This is a genomic window from Pseudoalteromonas sp. SG43-4, from assembly GCF_014164325.1.
GTDB lineage: Bacteria > Pseudomonadota > Gammaproteobacteria > Enterobacterales > Alteromonadaceae > Pseudoalteromonas > Pseudoalteromonas distincta.
Map to the genome: position 1 here is coordinate 227,818 of NZ_JACJFB010000003.1, position 17,341 is coordinate 245,158.

General features: G+C 40.3%; 14 protein-coding genes and 1 pseudogene. 6 read left to right on the forward strand and 9 right to left on the reverse strand.

Translation table 11 applies throughout. The features are described from left to right. Positions 1-197: 197 nt before the first annotated feature. The 3 genes from H5160_RS04835 (at position 198) to H5160_RS04845 (ending at position 2,171) form a co-directional block, all read left to right on the forward strand. A complete protein-coding gene (locus H5160_RS04835; RefSeq protein ID WP_029751611.1) occupies positions 198-530 on the forward strand; it encodes a helix-turn-helix domain-containing protein in 333 nt (110 codons plus the stop codon). Next, complete coding sequence (locus H5160_RS04840; RefSeq protein ID WP_259396065.1) at positions 514-897, forward strand: HipA N-terminal domain-containing protein; 384 nt, start codon at positions 514-516, stop codon at positions 895-897. Before H5160_RS04835 ends, H5160_RS04840 begins: the two co-directional genes overlap by 17 nt. Positions 898-1,094: 197 nt before the next feature. Continuing rightward, a complete protein-coding gene (locus tag H5160_RS04845; protein ID WP_259416671.1) occupies positions 1,095-2,171 on the forward strand; it encodes a HipA domain-containing protein in 1,077 nt (358 codons plus the stop codon). Between the two features lie 660 nt (positions 2,172-2,831). On the opposite strand, the gene H5160_RS04850 is transcribed toward H5160_RS04845, so the two are convergent. The 5 genes and pseudogenes from H5160_RS04850 to H5160_RS04865 all read right to left on the reverse strand — a co-directional run bounded on the left by H5160_RS04850 (position 2,832) and on the right by H5160_RS04865 (position 9,020). Then, positions 2,832-3,314: a type VII toxin-antitoxin system HepT family RNase toxin gene (locus H5160_RS04850; RefSeq protein WP_182736998.1), complete on the reverse strand. Its 483-nt coding sequence runs from the start codon at positions 3,312-3,314 to the stop codon at positions 2,832-2,834. Beyond that, positions 3,297-3,638, reverse strand: a pseudogene (gene mntA, locus H5160_RS20370) (type VII toxin-antitoxin system MntA family adenylyltransferase antitoxin); the annotation flags it as partial. The gene H5160_RS04850 and the pseudogene mntA, both read right to left, overlap by 18 nt. A 232-nt stretch (positions 3,639-3,870) precedes the next feature. Next, on the reverse strand, positions 3,871-5,370 hold the full coding sequence (locus H5160_RS04855) for a DUF2235 domain-containing protein (protein WP_154904082.1): 1,500 nt from the start codon (positions 5,368-5,370) through the stop codon (positions 3,871-3,873). Positions 5,371-5,487: 117 nt separating this feature from the next. After that, a complete protein-coding gene (locus H5160_RS04860) occupies positions 5,488-7,578 on the reverse strand; it encodes a cupric reductase (protein ID WP_182736945.1) in 2,091 nt (696 codons plus the stop codon). Positions 7,579-7,715: 137 nt separating this feature from the next. Then, positions 7,716-9,020, reverse strand: a complete 1,305-nt coding sequence (locus H5160_RS04865) for an NAD(P)/FAD-dependent oxidoreductase (protein ID WP_182736946.1) — start codon at positions 9,018-9,020, stop codon at positions 7,716-7,718. Positions 9,021-9,267: 247 nt separating this feature from the next. On the opposite strand from H5160_RS04865, the gene H5160_RS04870 reads away from it, so the two are divergent. Continuing rightward, positions 9,268-11,196, forward strand: coding sequence for an ATP-dependent DNA helicase RecQ (locus H5160_RS04870; RefSeq protein WP_182736948.1), 1,929 nt, complete (start codon positions 9,268-9,270; stop codon positions 11,194-11,196). A gap of 45 nt (positions 11,197-11,241) precedes the next feature. Then, the gene (locus H5160_RS04875) at positions 11,242-11,550 is read left to right on the forward strand and encodes a YkgJ family cysteine cluster protein (RefSeq protein WP_077535485.1); all 309 of its coding nucleotides are present in this window, start codon (positions 11,242-11,244) and stop codon (positions 11,548-11,550) included. Positions 11,551-11,657: 107 nt separating this feature from the next. Here H5160_RS04875 and H5160_RS04880 read toward each other — a convergent pair whose 3' ends face one another. The 4 genes from H5160_RS04880 to H5160_RS04895 all read right to left on the reverse strand — a co-directional run bounded on the left by H5160_RS04880 (position 11,658) and on the right by H5160_RS04895 (position 15,873). Continuing rightward, a complete protein-coding gene (locus H5160_RS04880) occupies positions 11,658-13,277 on the reverse strand; it encodes a methyl-accepting chemotaxis protein (RefSeq protein ID WP_182736950.1) in 1,620 nt (539 codons plus the stop codon). A 225-nt stretch (positions 13,278-13,502) separates the two neighbouring features. Further along, positions 13,503-14,120, reverse strand: a complete 618-nt coding sequence (locus tag H5160_RS04885; protein WP_002962787.1) for a glutathione S-transferase family protein — start codon at positions 14,118-14,120, stop codon at positions 13,503-13,505. Positions 14,121-14,170: 50 nt separating this feature from the next. Continuing rightward, entirely contained in the window at positions 14,171-15,199 is a 1,029-nt protein-coding gene (locus tag H5160_RS04890) for an NADP-dependent oxidoreductase (protein WP_002962785.1), read from the reverse strand. A 179-nt stretch (positions 15,200-15,378) separates the two neighbouring features. After that, a complete protein-coding gene (locus H5160_RS04895; RefSeq protein ID WP_182693829.1) occupies positions 15,379-15,873 on the reverse strand; it encodes a GNAT family N-acetyltransferase in 495 nt (164 codons plus the stop codon). 149 nt (positions 15,874-16,022) lie between these two features. On the opposite strand from H5160_RS04895, the gene H5160_RS04900 reads away from it, so the two are divergent. Then, complete coding sequence (locus tag H5160_RS04900; protein WP_182736952.1) at positions 16,023-17,228, forward strand: anhydro-N-acetylmuramic acid kinase; 1,206 nt, start codon at positions 16,023-16,025, stop codon at positions 17,226-17,228. Positions 17,229-17,341: the final 113 nt, after the last annotated feature.

The window sequence follows — 17,341 nt, forward strand, 5'->3', positions numbered from 1 at the left end:
GCTCAAAATGTCATTAACTTCCCATAAGTAACTTATGTTTTACTTATGGGGTTGTGGTTTTATTTTACTCTCTATAAATAAAGTAAAGTTTACTTATAGGAGGTAAATATACGTTCAAACTTAAAAGTAAGTTATATTTGACTTTTGGGTGGGCTACCCTAAAATAAATTGTATAAGTAAACTATAGTTGACCTTTAATGAGTGAATTACCAGCAAAAAAAACACTTGGAAGAGTTGTTAAGCGCACTGAAATGCCTGATCTATCAAAGCCGTTTTCGTCGGTGCGACTCGCTAAAGCGATTACTTCAAAGCGAACAGGCATGAAGCTTACGCTGGTTGATGTATCGCAAGCACTTAATATTTCAAAGCCTACGCTGATAAAAATAGAAAAAGGTGATGTGAATGTGCAGTTTTTTAATGTACTCAAAGTGATGGAATACTTGGGGCTGTCGTTTAGCCTTGTCAGTGATGACGAGTCGCACCACAATAACAATAATAAGGATGAGGTGAGCGATGAGCAGTGGTATTAAAAAAAATAGCTTAGATGTATTTATTGGGCATACGCAGAAGATAGGTGCGATAGCCCTTGATATAGGCTCTGAAAATGAAATTGCATTTACCTATGAGCCTGAGTGGATTAATAAGGGTTTTGCTATTTCACCACACTTACCGCTCAATGGTGATTTTGACTCACGTGATGTGCGTAATTATTTACAAAACTTATTACCCGAGGGCAAAGGTCTTGATGAGATTATAAGTAGTACTACTATCTCTAAAAATAATACGTTTGGTTTGATTAAAGTAATTGGCGAGGAAACGTCAGGCGCTTTGTCGTTTAGAGCAAGTAACAGTACTTTAAAGCAAACATCTTTTCGTGAAGTAACTAGGGTCTGTTGATCTTTGCGGATTAAAATTTGTCCAAACTAGGAGCTATTTAATCGCGACGCGAGCTTTGCAACCTAGTGGGCTAAGTAAAAACCGAGCAACAAAGAGTAAATAGCTCCTAGGAAGAACCCTTTGGGCAGCGCCTGTTTGGCATTAATGCTACGTTATCGCCCATTTATGGGGAATAACCACACTGCATAGGCTCTGCCTTGCCTAAATACCAAACAGGCTGCTGCAAATTTAACCTTGAAAGAACAGCAGACCCTAGTGACGAGCTAAGCCAAAAACTTAAACGCTTTGTACAAGTTGGAGAACCAATTACTCATTGGGATGGCCGAACTCGGCTCTCTGTTGCTGGCGTTCAAGACAAACTAAACCTACTCGAAATCGATAGTAAATTAGGATTTGGTGAAGGGGAGCTATGTTCTAATAAAATTTTTAAATTTGAAACAGGTACCGCGCCTTTCATTGCAGTAAATGAACTTTTTACCATGCTTTTGGCAAAAGAGTCGGGGCTCAATGTTCCCCATGTTGAGTTGCGTACTTACGCAGATGTAAGAGTATTTGTAATAGATCGTTTTGATAGGCGCGTTACACAAGATCAAAGCCGTGTATTACGTCGTCATATTATTGATGGTTGCCAAGCCACTAATTTACCTCCTTCTTATAAATATGAGCGTCAGCATGGTGATGATGGGGATGGTATTTATATTAGAGATGGCGTTTCTTTTGCAAAACTATTTAATGTTAAAACAACGAATGTACAAGCGTATGAGGCTCAGCTTATTCGTTGGATGACATTTAATATTTTAGTACGTAATTACGATGCTCATGGCAAAAACATTAGTTTTTTTGTTGGCAAAAATGGTTTAGAGCTTACGCCGTTTTACGACTTGGTAAATATAGAGGCTATTATTGAGCAGGGAAGCATTGACCGTGATATGGGCTATTTACAGCCCAAAATATCAAGGTGTTATGCTATGTCAGTGGGTGAGTATAATTCGCAAAGTGCAGGCAATTTTACTAATGAGATTACAGCTTACATGTTAGCTGATTTTGCTGATGAATTTGCTATTTCACTACCACGGATGCAACTACTTATGAGTCAAACCGTTGACTCTGTATTAGCCGCAATTGATACTGCTAAAGTTTCTGCTGTTAAAAATAACTTGTCTACTGCTGAATTAGCACACATTGATTTGTGCATAAAAATAATTAATAAAGCTGCAAATAAGCTGAGTGAGCAAATAATACAACTACCAAATATGCATTTATTTAAATATTAGAAAATAAATACACGTATTTTGAGTGATAAATTCATATTTTGGTTGTCAGCATCAACGCGATATTTGCAAATTAAAATTAAAAGCGAGAGATAAATTCCGGCTTACAATTTAAAAGCTACGCTTTTCGCGCGAGCAAGCTTCGCGCCTACAGGTGTTGAGCTTGGCCTTATTTAAAAGCCAAAGCACGATATGAAATCGCACCTACGCTTTTGTTAAGAGTGGTGTTTACATTAATGTAGGTGAGGTTTTATACCTCGCTTAAAAATGGATTGTTTTTACCATTGAAAAGTGAATTATTGTTCTGTTTAACGCTTAAAAGTAATGAGGCAATTAACTCTGATATTCGCCTCATTGCATGAGGCAAATAAATTGTTATTCGCCTCACCATGTGAGGCGAATAGGTGTTTAGGTGAGCTTTGTAGAGTTGATTGGGGTAATGATCTAGTTACTAGAGGGCAAAGCGCGATGTAAAATCGCGCCTACAATTTAAAAGCTTCGCTTTTCGCGTGAGCAAGCTGAGCGCCTACAGGTGTTTGGGTGAGCTTTGTAGCGTTGATTGGGAGTTATGAACCAGAGTTACTAGAGGACAAAGCGCGATGTAAAATCGCACCTACGGTTTTGTTCAGTGCAGTGGTTTAATTATTGTAGGTGAGGTTTTATCTATGAATCTTTGTTTAGCTCTGTAATCGCTTTAATACTAAATGCGTGCATAGTTGTGTAGTGTTGCTTTTTAATGATTGTTTTAACGATACTTTGGTCAATATTTAAGTAATCGTGAACAAGAGCATTTCGTAAGCCTATAATTTTACGCCATGACAGTAGTTCTGCCTCGCTCAAAAAGCCCAAATTAGTAAGTTCGCTAAATGTTTGATAGGCGTTGCTACTGGTACTACTTTTGTGCTGCTTTAGCCAATGCTTTGATAAACCAATACACACCTCGGTCATTAACTGTAGTAATCGCTCTGCAGCTCGGTAGTCTCTACTATTAAGTGAATCGATTTGACTGAGTTCGTCGAGTTCTTGCATATATTCGTCAACATGGCGTGTTACTTCACTTAAATAAAGTGTAATTCCGGTATCAGTATGTTTACTCGCTATGGTTTCAAATTCGAACTGGCTATTTATACGCTGCTGCTCTTTCATCGCTCTAACACTATTATTGCTTATAATTATTTTTCCATATTCAATAACGTTGAAAGCTAAATAACTTGGAATAATATTTATATCAACAATCGAAATAAGTTGTTCATTAAGGTTAAGTGCATTACTTATTTCAAGCTCAAGCTCTTTTGGCCTAAGGCGTTTATCGAACGATTCCAGATCAAAGTTTTTAAATGCTATGGCTAAGTCAATGTCACTATGAGGCTGAGCTGTCCCTTTTGCATGGGAGCCATATAGCCAAACTACATCAATGTCGGTGTTTTGATGTAAATACTCAATTATTTTTTGTATAACTTCATTTGCCACGAAAAAGTAACCATTGATAAAAACAGTAATAATAACCTATCAGTTTTATAGTGAACATTAAAACTGATATTTGTTTTATTTAATTTAAAAGCTTCGCTTTTCGCGCGAGCAAGCTTTGCGCCTACAGGTGTTTAGGCGGGCTTTGCAGTGTTGATTGGGAGTTATGAGCCGTTACTAAAGAGCAAAGCGCGATGTAAAATCGCACCTACAATTTAAAAGCCTCGGTTTCCTCTTATTCCAGCCGCGTTACTTTCACTTTTATTTTACCGGCATTAGCGCCGTAAAAGCGGCTTAGGTCGTTTGCGAATGGGCAAAACTCGCCAGATTTATCCATTTTAATGTCGGCGCCGTTGGCTATTTCAAAAAGGTGGTCGTCGTTTTTATTTATAGCACCAATAAGTGAAAACCATTGTGCACGAGGAAATCGTCTAAATGGTTCAAGCACAGCCATGGGGATTTCTTTTACGCCAAGTTGTACGTTATCGCGGTTCCAGCCTAATGGCGTACACTTTATGCCATCGTCAAACCAGTATTGATTTGGGTATGGGGTAAAGCGGTACGTAGCGCCTTGCTCTAGCATAAGGCCGGTTGCGTTATATTGCTCTGAGGCAAATACCATTACATCTTGGCTTTGGTTAATGCTCAGCACATTCATGTTTTGATTAGCCAGTTCTATATGTTGGCTTAAACCAATAAAGCTAAGTGTGGTGTTGTCGTTATAGCTAATTTTGTAATGCAGTTTTTTAAGCGATTCTGGGCGGTAACTGGTTAGCTTATTAATGCGTTCGGCTACGCTGTAGTGCACTAAAGGCTCAAGGTTGCTGGCTTCGTCATCAATTAATACATAGCACTGCCTATCTACTAATTTAAAAAATGGGTTAAACCAAAAGTAATTTTGTTGGTGACTTAATGCGAGCGGATCGGGCGTTACGGTTACGTCATCTTGTGCTACCAAGTTGCTATCGGGGAGTAGGGTTTCGTAATCTATATCGTGGCTAGTGAGTAACGAAATATTAAGCGGTTGTTCTATTAACCACTCAAGTGCGTAGCGCAAGCAAATATCGGCTAGGCCATCGCGGTAGTAACCGCCGCCAATGTCTGAATGCGCTCCTGCAAACCATAGCTCGGTAATATTGCTTTGATGGTTCATGAGTGTGGGTTCAAACGCGCGGCGTTTTTCATCAAGGGCTACGCAGTGCAGCGCGTGAGTAATGTTGTTGGCAATGGTGTGGTTTTCAAAAATAACGTGCTCTGCGCCGCGTGTGGCTTTACTTACTTTTGATAAGCCAATAGAGGCGACGGTATCAAATACACATACGTAAACATTATCAGCAATTAAAGGCTCTAGGATTTTAGCAAAACGCCTAGCAAGTGCACCGCCTCGGCTAAAACCCGTTAGCAGTATGGCATCGCCTATTAGGTAGTGAGCTTTAAAGTCGCTTAATGCTTGATTTAAAATACTGGCTACGTCGTCACCACGAGGTGCAAGGGTTTGGTTTAAAATGCGTTTAAGGCGGCTGCCTTTAGTGCCAATACCTTGATAATAAAAACTGAGTTGGTTAGCAAAAGGAGTAATGGGGGAGTCTTCTAATTTACCGCCAAGCAGTAAATGCAATTTTAGAATGTTGGTAATATTAGAGTCTTCTTTAAAATGCTCTGAGCTAAATTGCTCTGCATCACGGGGCTCGTTTCCTGTGCCGTCAAAATTAAAAATTAGCGTTTTACCCGTCATAACCCAATTTCCTTAGTTGTTTTAAATACTCTACACAGACAATGTTAAATATTAAAGACAATATTTTGGTTAGTAACAAATACGCCAACTAATTTGTTGGCGTATTAAAAGTGCGGGTTATAGGCTATTAAAAGTATAGTGATTTAGCTGCGTGCCCTCTGCGGGTTTTAATGCGGGGTTTAACTTAATTAATTGCTCGTAAACCTCAGGATAAAACGTTTTTAATCGTGCTGCGCGAGAAAGGTGATTCGGTTCAATTTTTTCAACAAGCTGAAGGGCTAAAGGAATCATTGGGCTTAACTCCCCTTTGGTGTAGCTTTGCTCAAGCGCTAGGTCGAGTATATCTACGCCTAATTTTTCTGAATCAGCGGGTATTTTATTATCAATTAGAAATTGTACTACCTCGACAGAAGACGATACAGCTTGTACATAAACGTCGCGCCCATACGTATCGGTAATCGAAAAATCAAAACCAGCTTGTTTAAGCTTTTGCCATTGACTAAGAGGAAAACGACTTAATCTTGCTAAATCACTAGGTGGCTTAGGTTCAACTCGGCTTTGCCAGATCGTTATAAAGTCATGAGGCTCTAATAGTAGGAATGCAAAAAGTGTATCGGTTTCTGTTTGAGTTAATGGTGTACTAAGGCTGTACTCATAAGCTTTTTGGTAATCTTTTTTAGACAAATATTCGCTGAACGCGCTATGGCTTCTATCGTTTGAAAGCTGATTGCTTAGTATACTCCACCAGTAATTAACTAATACGGGGTCTTGTTCTTGTAAAATATATTCGAAGTTATTACCTTGCTCTTTTTTTATCTCTAGCACCGTATTATATGCTCGCATAGTAGAGTGTAATTGTTCAGTAGCGCTTAACTGCTGCTGTAATAGTTCACAGTTTTGTCTTTTATTATCTAGATCTTCCTTTTGTTGCTTCAAATCTACTAAAAAACGTGCAACATCAGAATCATCGGGCTCACTCACTTGTGGCAATGTGGCGTTGTCTATTTTACCAATAGGGCTAAAGTAAGCATATTGCTCAGGGTTTTCCTGCCCATTAATATAGGCGCCTTGCTGGTAAATAAAGTCACTTACAAAAGAAACGCCTTTGCCATTTAGGTCGTCATTAGCATTGCCGCTATGAGCTTTATAGCCCTGCTCTGTGAGGTAGTCCAACATTTGAGTATGCTTTGCATCTAAAGGGGCTGGCGTTAAGTTACCGCTTTTAGGCAGGCTTACTATTGCAACGTCTAAACCCGTAAATAAGCCTGGCTGATTGGTTGGTGTTACGGCTAGTTGCTGCAGTGCTTTTACAAGCGGTAAATTAAACTGGCTTACGGCAATATCAGCCATGTTATATAAAACAGAATTTTCTTCGTACAGCGGCATAGCATCCAGTGCCGGCACCTGCTTCATAAGCGCAAAAATATACTCATTAGGAATGTTGTTTTTAATCGCAGTAGCTACTTCATTTACTGTGAATTGGTTAGATGAAATTGCCTGCTCAAACTCTTTTGGCGTAAATTTATTTGCATTAAGCACAAACAATGTAGCCGGGGAAATAACCTCACTGCCTTCAAGTTTAATAAACGTTTTAGAATAAGTGGTAAATGTATCTGTGTTGTTTAATAAAGCATAAAGGGTTTCTTTTTGTACATTTTCATCAAGGGGTACACTCAGAGTAAGTCCTGGAGGGCTATGCTTATTATCTCCAAGCTGTTGAATCATTTCTTTTACTTTATCATTGGTGAAGCCTTTAATTGCCTCAATGCCTTGCCAATTAGCTAATTCGTTTAAAGAGCTAGTAATATTAAGCTGCTGTTTTTGCTCAGTAACTATGGCATCTCTTAAAAAGGCAATGTATTGACGCTTATTGATTTCTGATAGGTTTGCATACTTTAAAATCGTAGGGACCGACGTCCCTTTTTTAAGCTCACTCACAAAAAATGAAACAAGCGATTGGTTTAAATTATTTATTTTTATGTGTTGTTGCTGTGATTGATCTCTGCAAAGGCGAATATCTTTTTTTAGATCTGTGACTATTCGTAGCGGGGTGCCTTCTGCAGGCTGCTTTTTATTAACTAAGTTAGGCTCAGTGGCATTTGGTGCAGCCACGTTGGGCTGCTCTACAGAGGCTGTGTTAGGCTGGGTTTTAAATAGATATACTGCCAAAGCCGCTATAATTATAAGTCCGAGAAGTAGCTTTTTCATAACCGCCAATCCTTTGATGTTATTAAAATATTCTCACATCGTACTACTTTAGGTACGCAAAGTGCAAAAAAGCTTTAAGAGATAATACTTATTAACTCTTAAAGCTTTTTTGTGGTTTTGTGAGCGTACTTAATTTATTAGTGCAACTTCATTTTAGGGCGCACTACACGCAGCACTTTTTCGCTTATCCATAATGCAAAGGTTTTTGCGCTACCGTGTATAGCGCGTTGGTGCATACGGTATAAAGATATATACATAAAGCGGGCAATTTTACCTTCAATAAAAAAGGTATTGCTGGTTAGGTTACCCATTAAGTTACCCACGGTGCTGTAGCTCGATAAGTTAACCAACGAGCCATGGTCGCTGTATTTAAAGCCGCGTAGTGGTTGCTGCTTTAGCGTTGCGATAAGATTTTTTTCGACGCACTGCGCCATTTGATGCGCCGATTGTGCGCGTGGCGGTACTTGCTTGCCATCCGCTTGGGTAAATGCGCAGCAATCACCTAATACAAAAATGCTTTCGTCTACGGTGCTTTGTAAGAACTCGTTTACTTGAATTTGGTTGCTACGCGTCAGCTCAAAAATACCTAAGTCTTTTATAAAATCAGGTGCTTTTACGCCTGCTGCCCACACCATAATATCGGCATCAATGTGTTCTTCATCTTTGGTGATAAAGCCTTGTGCGGTGCCTTCTTTTACTTGTGTTTGCTCGCGCACGTTTACGCCAAGCTTTAATAGCTCGCGTTTGGCACTTACGGCAATACGCTCTGGTAGTGCTGGTAAAATTCGTGGTCCGGCTTCTATTAAATGAATATGCAAACGCTTAGACGACATATTTGTTAAGCCATAAAGCTTTAATAGTTCAGACACATGATAAAGCTCAGCTGAGAGTTCAACACCGGTAGCACCGCCGCCTACAATGGCGATATTAAGCGATTGTTGTTGATTGTCGTCCTGATGAAGGCGCGTAAAGCTGTCGAGTAATGAATGCTGAAAGCGTTCTGCTTGTTGGCTTGAGTCTAAAAAGTAACAATGCTCTTTTATACCTGGGGTATTAAAGTCGTTACTTACGCTGCCAATGGCAATAACAAGGTGATCGTAGCGTACCGTGCGCCCAGGTAAAATGGTGTGGCCTAACTCGTCGTTGAGCGGGGAGAGAGTAATTGTTTTATTGCTTTGGTCTATATTGCAAAAAGTACCAAGTTGAAAACGGTAATGATGTTTTGCGGCATGGGCTGAGTACACAACGCCATCTAAATCGGGGTCAATAGAGCCTGTCGCTACTTCGTGCAGTAACGGCTTCCATATGTGGGTACGGTTTTTGTCTATTAACAGTATATCTGCTTGGTTTTTTTTCCCTAGTTTATGCCCTAGTTGGGTTGCAAGCTCTAGCCCGCCAGCACCACCGCCAATAACGACGATTTTAGGTATTGTAATACTCATAACGTTGCCCTTAAAAATAATATACCCAAATAATCTGTATTATTTTTAGTGTTTTGAGGTTATTTGGGTATTATGAAAATTATTTTTGGCAAACGTAATAACATACTCTTTAGTGAGGTTATTTTGCGCTTAAATAAAGGATATGTCAGCAAAAAATGATGATTAAAGGCATATAAGTTATACTCACTTTTTTATCGCTTAGCTGTGCAGTTAAATCGCTGTTTGAAAAACAACGAAAAGGGTATTTATGACCACGCCATTAATTCAGTCACTTGAACAACACTTTGGTTTTAGCCAATTTAGAACAGGGCAACAACAAACTATAGAGCAGCTTTTAAATGGTCAATCGTCGTTGGCTATATTTCCGACCGGTTCGGGTAAATCGTTGTGCTATCAATTAACTGCGTTGCATTTACCAAATTTAACGTTAGTGGTTTCGCCTTTGCTTGCATTGATGAAAGATCAAATTAGCTTTTTAAATAGCAAAGGTATTTACGCGGCTAGCCTTGATTCGAGCCAAGATCAAATGCAAAGCAGCACCGTAATGAATGATGTGCGAAATGGTAAAATTAAAGTATTAATGGTGTCGGTTGAGCGTTTTAAAAACGAGCGTTTTAGAGAGTTTATAAGCCAAGTTAAGCTTTCGATGTTAGTGGTAGACGAAGCGCACTGTATATCTGAATGGGGCCATAACTTTAGACCCGACTACCTTAAACTACCGCGTTACCGCGAAGAGCTTAATATTCCTTTAGTATTGCTGCTTACGGCAACGGCGACTAAAAAAGTTAAACGCGATATGGCAGAGCGATTTGCTATATCACCTGAGTGTATTGTGCAAACGGGCTTTTACCGCGCTAATTTAGATTTAAGTGTGTTGAGCGTTAAAACCGCCGATAAAAATACCGAGCTTACCAACATTGTGCGCGCGCAAAATGGCCCTGGTATTGTGTATGTAACGCTACAGCAAAGCGCCGAGCAAGTTGCTAATGTGCTAAGTGCACAAGGTGTGCACTCGGTGGCGTATCATGCGGGGCTTGAAGATACGCTACGCTGGCAAATTCAAGATGACTTTATGGCGGGTAAAATTAACGTAGTGGTGGCTACCATTGCCTTTGGTATGGGCGTTGATAAGTCAGATATTCGTTTTGTTATACATTACGATTTACCAAAATCGATTGAAAACTATAGCCAAGAAATTGGCCGAGCAGGGCGCGATGGCAATCCATCAAACTGCTACACCCTTGCCAATTTAGATGGGCTAAATACGGTTGAAAACTTTGTATATGGCGACACCCCAGAGCTTAGCGGTATTGAATACGTAATTAACGATATTCGCCAAAGCCACCAGCAATGGGAAATGCAAGAATACAGCTTATCAAGCGAAAGTAATATTAGGCAACTGGCACTTAAAACCTTGCTAGTACAACTAGAAATGCAAGGCGCTATAACACCGCAATATGCCTACTACGCTGATTTTAAATATAAATTTTTGGTTGATAAAAACGAGCTACTAAGCCAGTTTGACCAGCAGCGCCAAGCTTTTTTAACGCAAATATTTAGCCATACCGATTTTAAAAAAATATGGGGCACGCTAAATTTTGACTCCCTTACGCAAGCCGCGCAGGTTGATCGAAAACGCGTAGTGGCAGCCCTTGATTACCTAGCCGAAAAAAACCTAATAACGCTCGAAACCAAACGTATTACCCAAGTATACAAAGTGCATGGGGAGGTTATAAATAACCCAGAACTTGCCCAGCAACTACACGACTACTTTAGTGATAAAGAACAAGCCGAAATTAAACGTATAGCTGCACTGGTACGCTTTTTTGAGCTACAAAGTTGCTTAAGCTATAACTTAGCGCGCTATTTTGACGATCAAAATGCACCACAGCAATGTGGGCATTGTAGTGTGTGTAGAGGTCATGCGGTTAAGCTTGAATACTCTATAGAGCCTGCATATGTTGAGGAGCAACTTATTTATCAAAAGGTGGATGAGTTTTTAGCGCATATGGCAGACAAAGGTAATCATAATGTGGGTATTGAAACCCAATGCCGCTTTTTAGCTGGGATGAGTGTGCCATTATTTGCGCGTAATAAAGTGCGCCAATTGAGTGGCTTTGCATTGTGCGAGCAGATGCGTTACGGCGATATTAAAGCAAAACTACTAGCGCGTTAAACTAGTTACTGTATCCTAGTGGCTTATTCAAAAAAGTAAGCCACTATGCCGCATATTGTTATTCCCGTTGAAAATATTACGACTACCCCAGAGCCCGTTACGTGTGCTAACTGCCAAGCCTGTTGTTGCCAATTAGAAGTGCGCATAGTAACCGACACCGGCGTGCCTTTTAACTATATAGAATACGATAAATGGGGCAGCGAAGTAATGAAACGCGCTGACGATGGCTGGTGCCAAGCACTCGATCGTAATACGCTTATGTGCTCCATTTACGAAAACCGCCCATTAGTGTGCCGCGAGTTTGAAATGGCCTCAGATGAGTGTATTACCGAGCGTGATTTAGCGGGTATATAGTTATATCGTTTAGGTTAGTTAACTAGGTTATCCCTACATATAACTATTACTACCTACAAAAAAGGGGCTTAAAGCCCCTTTTTAAATTGCTGTAAAACGCTAAACACTTAAACTTTAAAGTAACTAATATACTTTTTGAGTGTGCCCGACAGATCCGCTAATGCCACCGCTTCTTGTGCGTTACTATTTAACGACATACTGGTTTCTTTCGACATATTAGCAATTTCTTCCACGCCGGTACTAATTTGCGCCACGGTGGCTACTTGGTTTGATGTTGATTCAACAATTTCAAGCACGTTACTTAATGAGTCGTTAGCTTGTTGCTGTATTTGATGCAGTAACTCGTTTGCCTCATGGGTAAGCGTTAGGCCATTTTCTACTTGCGGTACTGTGGTTTCCATAGCTGTTACCGACGCTTGCGTGTTTTCTTGCACTTGCAAAATCATCTTTTCAATGTCGCCTGTTGCATCACCAGTACGCTGGGCAAGTTGCCTTACCTCGTCAGCTACAACAGCAAAACCTCGGCCAGTTTCGCCTGCTCTTGCAGCTTCTATTGCCGCATTTAGTGCAAGCAAGTTTGTTTGATCAGAAATGCTGCGGATCACACTTAAAATATCGCCAATGTGTTTTACATGTTCTTGCAGCACGTTTACTTGGGTAACTGTGGCTTTTACGGTTACAGAAATTTGCTCAATTTCGGCCGCTACTTTTTGCACTGCAATACTACCTTGCTGCGATAATTGCGCAGTTATTTTTGAGTTATCTTCTGTTTGTTTAACAGAGCCAGCAACTGCATTTATACTGCGGCTCATTTCTTCTAAGCTGCTTACTGCCGAGTTTGTATAGGTTACTTGTGCGTCAGCGGCACTAAGTGCTTGCTGCGAGCCAGACGCTACGCTTGCAGAGTGAGTAGAAAGCTCTTCAGATGAGTTAATAATGCTATCTACAATGGCTTTTAATTTAGATTGCATAACCCCTACAGAAGCCATCATGCTATTTGGGCAACACGACTGTACATCACCTCTTAAATCGCCTTGGGCAATAAGGGCAATTACTTCGGCGGCTTCTTGTGGTTCGCCACCTACTGACTTTCTGATCAGTTGGCTAATAACATACGCAACGCTTGCACCTATTAAAATTGCAAGCGCGGTGAGCGAAATCATCCAAATTTCAAATGAACTGGCAATATCGAGAGTATTAATAGTAGTGGTTTGATTTGCTTGCTCTTGCAGGTTTATAAATTGGTTTATAACATTTAGCCACTGGGTAAACGCAGGGCGCGCATCGGTTAATAAAATGCGTTTAGCTTCGTTTAGGTTTCCTGCATTTTTAGCGTTTATTATACCTTGAATGAAAGGCTGAGTGCGCTGCTCTATTTGATTTATTTTATTAATTAAAGCGCGCTCTTCACTATTCATATCACCCATTAGCTTAGCCATAGCGCGGCTTGACGTTTGGTAAAATGCGTTTAGCTCTTGTATGTTATTTAACACGGTACTTAAACTGCTTTGCTCGGTAATTAGCACTACGTCGCGCACGGCTATTGCTCTGTCGTGTACGCTGCCTCTGAAGTTAATTGCGTAACGTTGCTTTACCGAATTTACGTCGGTCATGTGGGTAATGTTATTATTAATAAGGCTAACGCGCGAAATTCCAATAATGGTTAAAATAATCATCATTGATAAAATTACGCCAAAGCCGGTCGTTAAACGCATGTTTATGGTCATGGTTGATCCCAAGGGTGAGTCAATACGCGCAAGAGCAGCTTGTATTATTAGTGAAAATACTTAAACAATAGCAGCATTATGCCTTATTAATTAAAGTTTTATTAGCAATAAGGTAGGTGATTGTTAATTTAGTTTACAAGCGTAACTTTGGCGGGGCATATTTTACAGGTATTAAAAAAGGAGCAAAATGCTCCTTAGTGTTATATAAAAATATTATATAAAGGTTTAGTCGTACTTTGCTTCTAGCTCATTAGCTGTATGAAACTTCTCATGGCTTTGTAATTGCTCGTCGTATTTAACGAGGTTTTTAAAGTGCGCTAATTGACCTGAGTTTTTAACTATTTCAACAATAAACGACATCATAAAGTCAGCGCCCGTTAGGGTATCGCCCACTAAATAACGTTTACCTTCTAGGCGGTCGTTAAAGTAGCTAATTACTTTAGCTGTTTCAGCGTCGGCATAGCCTTCTAAAAACTGTGTTTTAGCGCCGTCTTTTAGTACAAACATTTTAAGTAAAAGCGGTAAAATTGCTGAACTTTCTGCAAAGTGCAGCCATTGCTGGTAGTCAACATATTCAGCGGTATCTACTTTTGGAGCAAATTTACCGTTGCCGTATTTAGAAATAAGGTAGTCGGTAATAGCGCCTGATTCAGCAATAATTAAACCGCCGTCTTCAATTACCGGCGACTTACCAAGTTGATGAATATGTTTTAATTCGTCAGGGGCTAGGAATGTGTCTTTATTACGCTGATAAGCCACAATTTCGTAGTCAACATCTAGCTCTTCTAAAAGCCAAATTATACGTTTAGAACGGGATTTATTTAAATGGTGTAGTTTAATCATGTCAGTCCTTTTATGGCTTGTAAGGGCTTGGCCTTACAAGTCGTTTAAAATTAAAGTGGGTTATTAATTTTAACCACTGTTTTACCAAAGTTTTTGCCGCAAATCATATCGTTGAACGCGTCTACTGTATTTTCGATGCCTTCTACCATGTGCTCACGGTATTGAATTTTTCCGTCTTGTAGCCATTTTTGCATGTCTTGTGCAAACTCGTCGTAACGGTCACCGTAATCATCAAAAATGATAAAACCTTGCATTTTAATACGCTTAGTAAGCAATTGACCCATTAGCATACCTAAGCGGTCTGGGCCTTCTGGCAAGCTAGTAGCGTTGTATTGCGATACTAAACCACACAGTGGTACGCGCGCTGCGGTATTTAATAGTGGCAGTACGGCGTCGAATACTTTTCCGCCCACATTTTCGTAGTAAACATCAATGCCTTTATCGCAGGCTTTTTCTAGCTGCTCCGCAAAGTCATCAGCTTTGTGATCGATACAGGCATCAAACCCTAGTTTTTCAACTGCGTGTGCACATTTTTCGCTACCACCAGCAACACCCACTACTTTACAGCCTTTAATTTTAGCTATTTGACCAACGGTTGCGCCTACAGGGCCTGTTGCTGCTGCAACAACTACGGTTTCGCCTTCTTTAGGCTGGCCAATATCAAGTAAACCCATGTAAGCAGTAAAGCCAGGCATACCCATAATACCTAATGCGTATGAAGGGTTTGCAGGCTCTTTACCTAACTGCATTAAGCCTTCGCCGTCGGTAATGGCGTAGTCTTGCCAACCTGTGTAGGCAAGTACCCATTCGCCTTCGTTAAACTTATCGTTTTTAGACTCTTCTACTTGGCACACGGTTGCGCCAACCATTACATCGCCAATATTAACTGGATCTGCGTACGACTTAGCATCGCTCATACGACCACGCATATACGGGTCTAGCGATAGGTAAATAGTACGTAGTAAAACTTCACCGTCTTTTAAAGCCGGAAGCTCTACCGTTTTTAATTTAAAGTTTTCATCTGTTGGAGCGCCATTAGGGCGTGATTCAAGAGTAAGTTGGCGACTAGTCGTAGACATAAAAGATCTCCTATTAATATAAATAAACTACTTACCGAATGTTTACGCTTTAAAAATCGTGTTCAGCTAAACAATAATGCGCGGCTAAGCAGTATGAATATGTACAATGCGTACCTTAATAAAGGAGTTTTGGGCGGGTGGTTGATAATTCAACCTTTGCGCAGATTTAATTAGAGTAATTAGTCTGCTTTGAGCTTACTAAATATATGATTGTTGTAAAGTACCCCGTTTTTATAAATGGCCTGTTTAAGCACAGCCTCTTGCTCAAAGCCGCTCTTAGTAAGTGCTTTCATAGAGCCGGTATTACCAGCAAACACGGCACCAAAAATTCTGTTTAAGTGTGAGCTTGCAAACGCTTCATTGCATATAAGTTCAATAGCGCGAGTAATAATACCTTGCCCCCAATAGGCTTTATTAAGCCAATAACCAATTTCGCCACTGCGTTTGTATTCAAATTCGCCGGGAGTTATACCAATACAGCCCGCAAATTGCCCATTTACAACAATGGCCTTAATAATGCCGTTTTTTGAGCCTTGGCTTATCCACCAGTTTGCATCGGCTTGCGTATACGGAAACGGAATTTTTGACGATAAATAACGCGTTACCTGTTCATCATTTAAGGTGTTAATAATAAAAGGCGCGTCTTGGGCTTTAAACTCTCTGAGGGTGATCATATTTTTTCATAAATTTTTAGTATGCACACTAACTTAACAATCATTTAAGAGTTAAACAATCAGAACCTAAATTAAACGCTTTACGGCTATTACTTTGTTTTAAAGTCCTCTAATATAAGCAAAATATTACACCTATTTTAGATGCCATTATGCACCCTCACATTAAAGCGCTTTATAACAGCGCCCTAAAACCAAGCCGTTTAATTATTGGTTTAATGAGCGGCACCTCGTTGGATGGGCTTGATGTTGCACTGTGTAAAATAACGGGCGCGGGCTTAAATACTCACATTGAGGTTTTAAATTTTACCACCGTTGACTACAACGACGATTATAAAACTAAAATAAAGCAGGTATTTGCCAAACGAGAGTGCGATTTAGAGCTTGTAACTTTACTGCACCCGTGGGTAGGTAAACTCCATGGCGATATGGTTAACCAGTGCTTACATACTTGGCAAATAGACCCGGCAAGTATTGATGTAATAGCAAGTCACGGGCAAACCATTTACCACTGCCCGCAGTCGCAGCATAATCACAAAAGCTTTACTAATGGCACCTTACAAATTGGCGATAGCGACCAAATAGCCGTTACTACGGGTATTACAACCATTGGTGATTTTAGGCAAAAACACATAGCCGCAGGAGGCGAGGGCGCACCACTTGCTGTGTATGGCGATTATTTGTATTTTTCGAGCGCTGTGGAGAGTCGGATTTTGCTAAATATGGGCGGCATAGCTAACTTAACGTTTTTACCCAAAAATGGTGATGCAAACGGTGTGTTTAGCTCCGACATTGGCCCCGGTAATACCATTATGGATGCCTACGTACAGCAACATTTTAAAGATATGCATTATGACGATGGCGCAAAAATAGCTAAAGCAGGCAAGGTAAATACACCATTATTAAATGCATTGTGTAATAACGCATTTTTTAAACTCCCAATGCCTAAAACCACAGGGCCTGAGGTATTTAACTTAGCGTATTTAAACACCGCACAGCAACTTACAAATACTCACCACTTAAGCCATGAAGATGTAATGGCCACCTTAAATACCTTTACTGCAACCGCTATAGCAAATGCATTAAACGAGTGTGCAGAGCGCGCACAAAATTGTGTGGTGTATGCAAGTGGTGGGGGTATTCATAACCCATTACTAATGGCGCAACTTACAACGCTTTGCCCACGTATTAAGGCTTTTAAAAATACCGACGATTTAGGTATTAACCCTGATGCAAAAGAGGCTGTGTTATTTGCTATTTTAGCAAACGAATGCCTAGCCGGAGAGCAGCAACACCTAAGTAACACCGCACAAGGTATTGCGGGAGTTACTATGGGTAAAGTGAGTTTTGCAGACTAGGGCGTGTTGGTCTTTGTGGATTGAAATTTGTTCAATCTAGAGGCGATTAAATCGCGGCGCGAGGTTTGTAACCTAGTGGGCTAAGTAAAAACCGAGCAAAGCTTCCGCGTCCT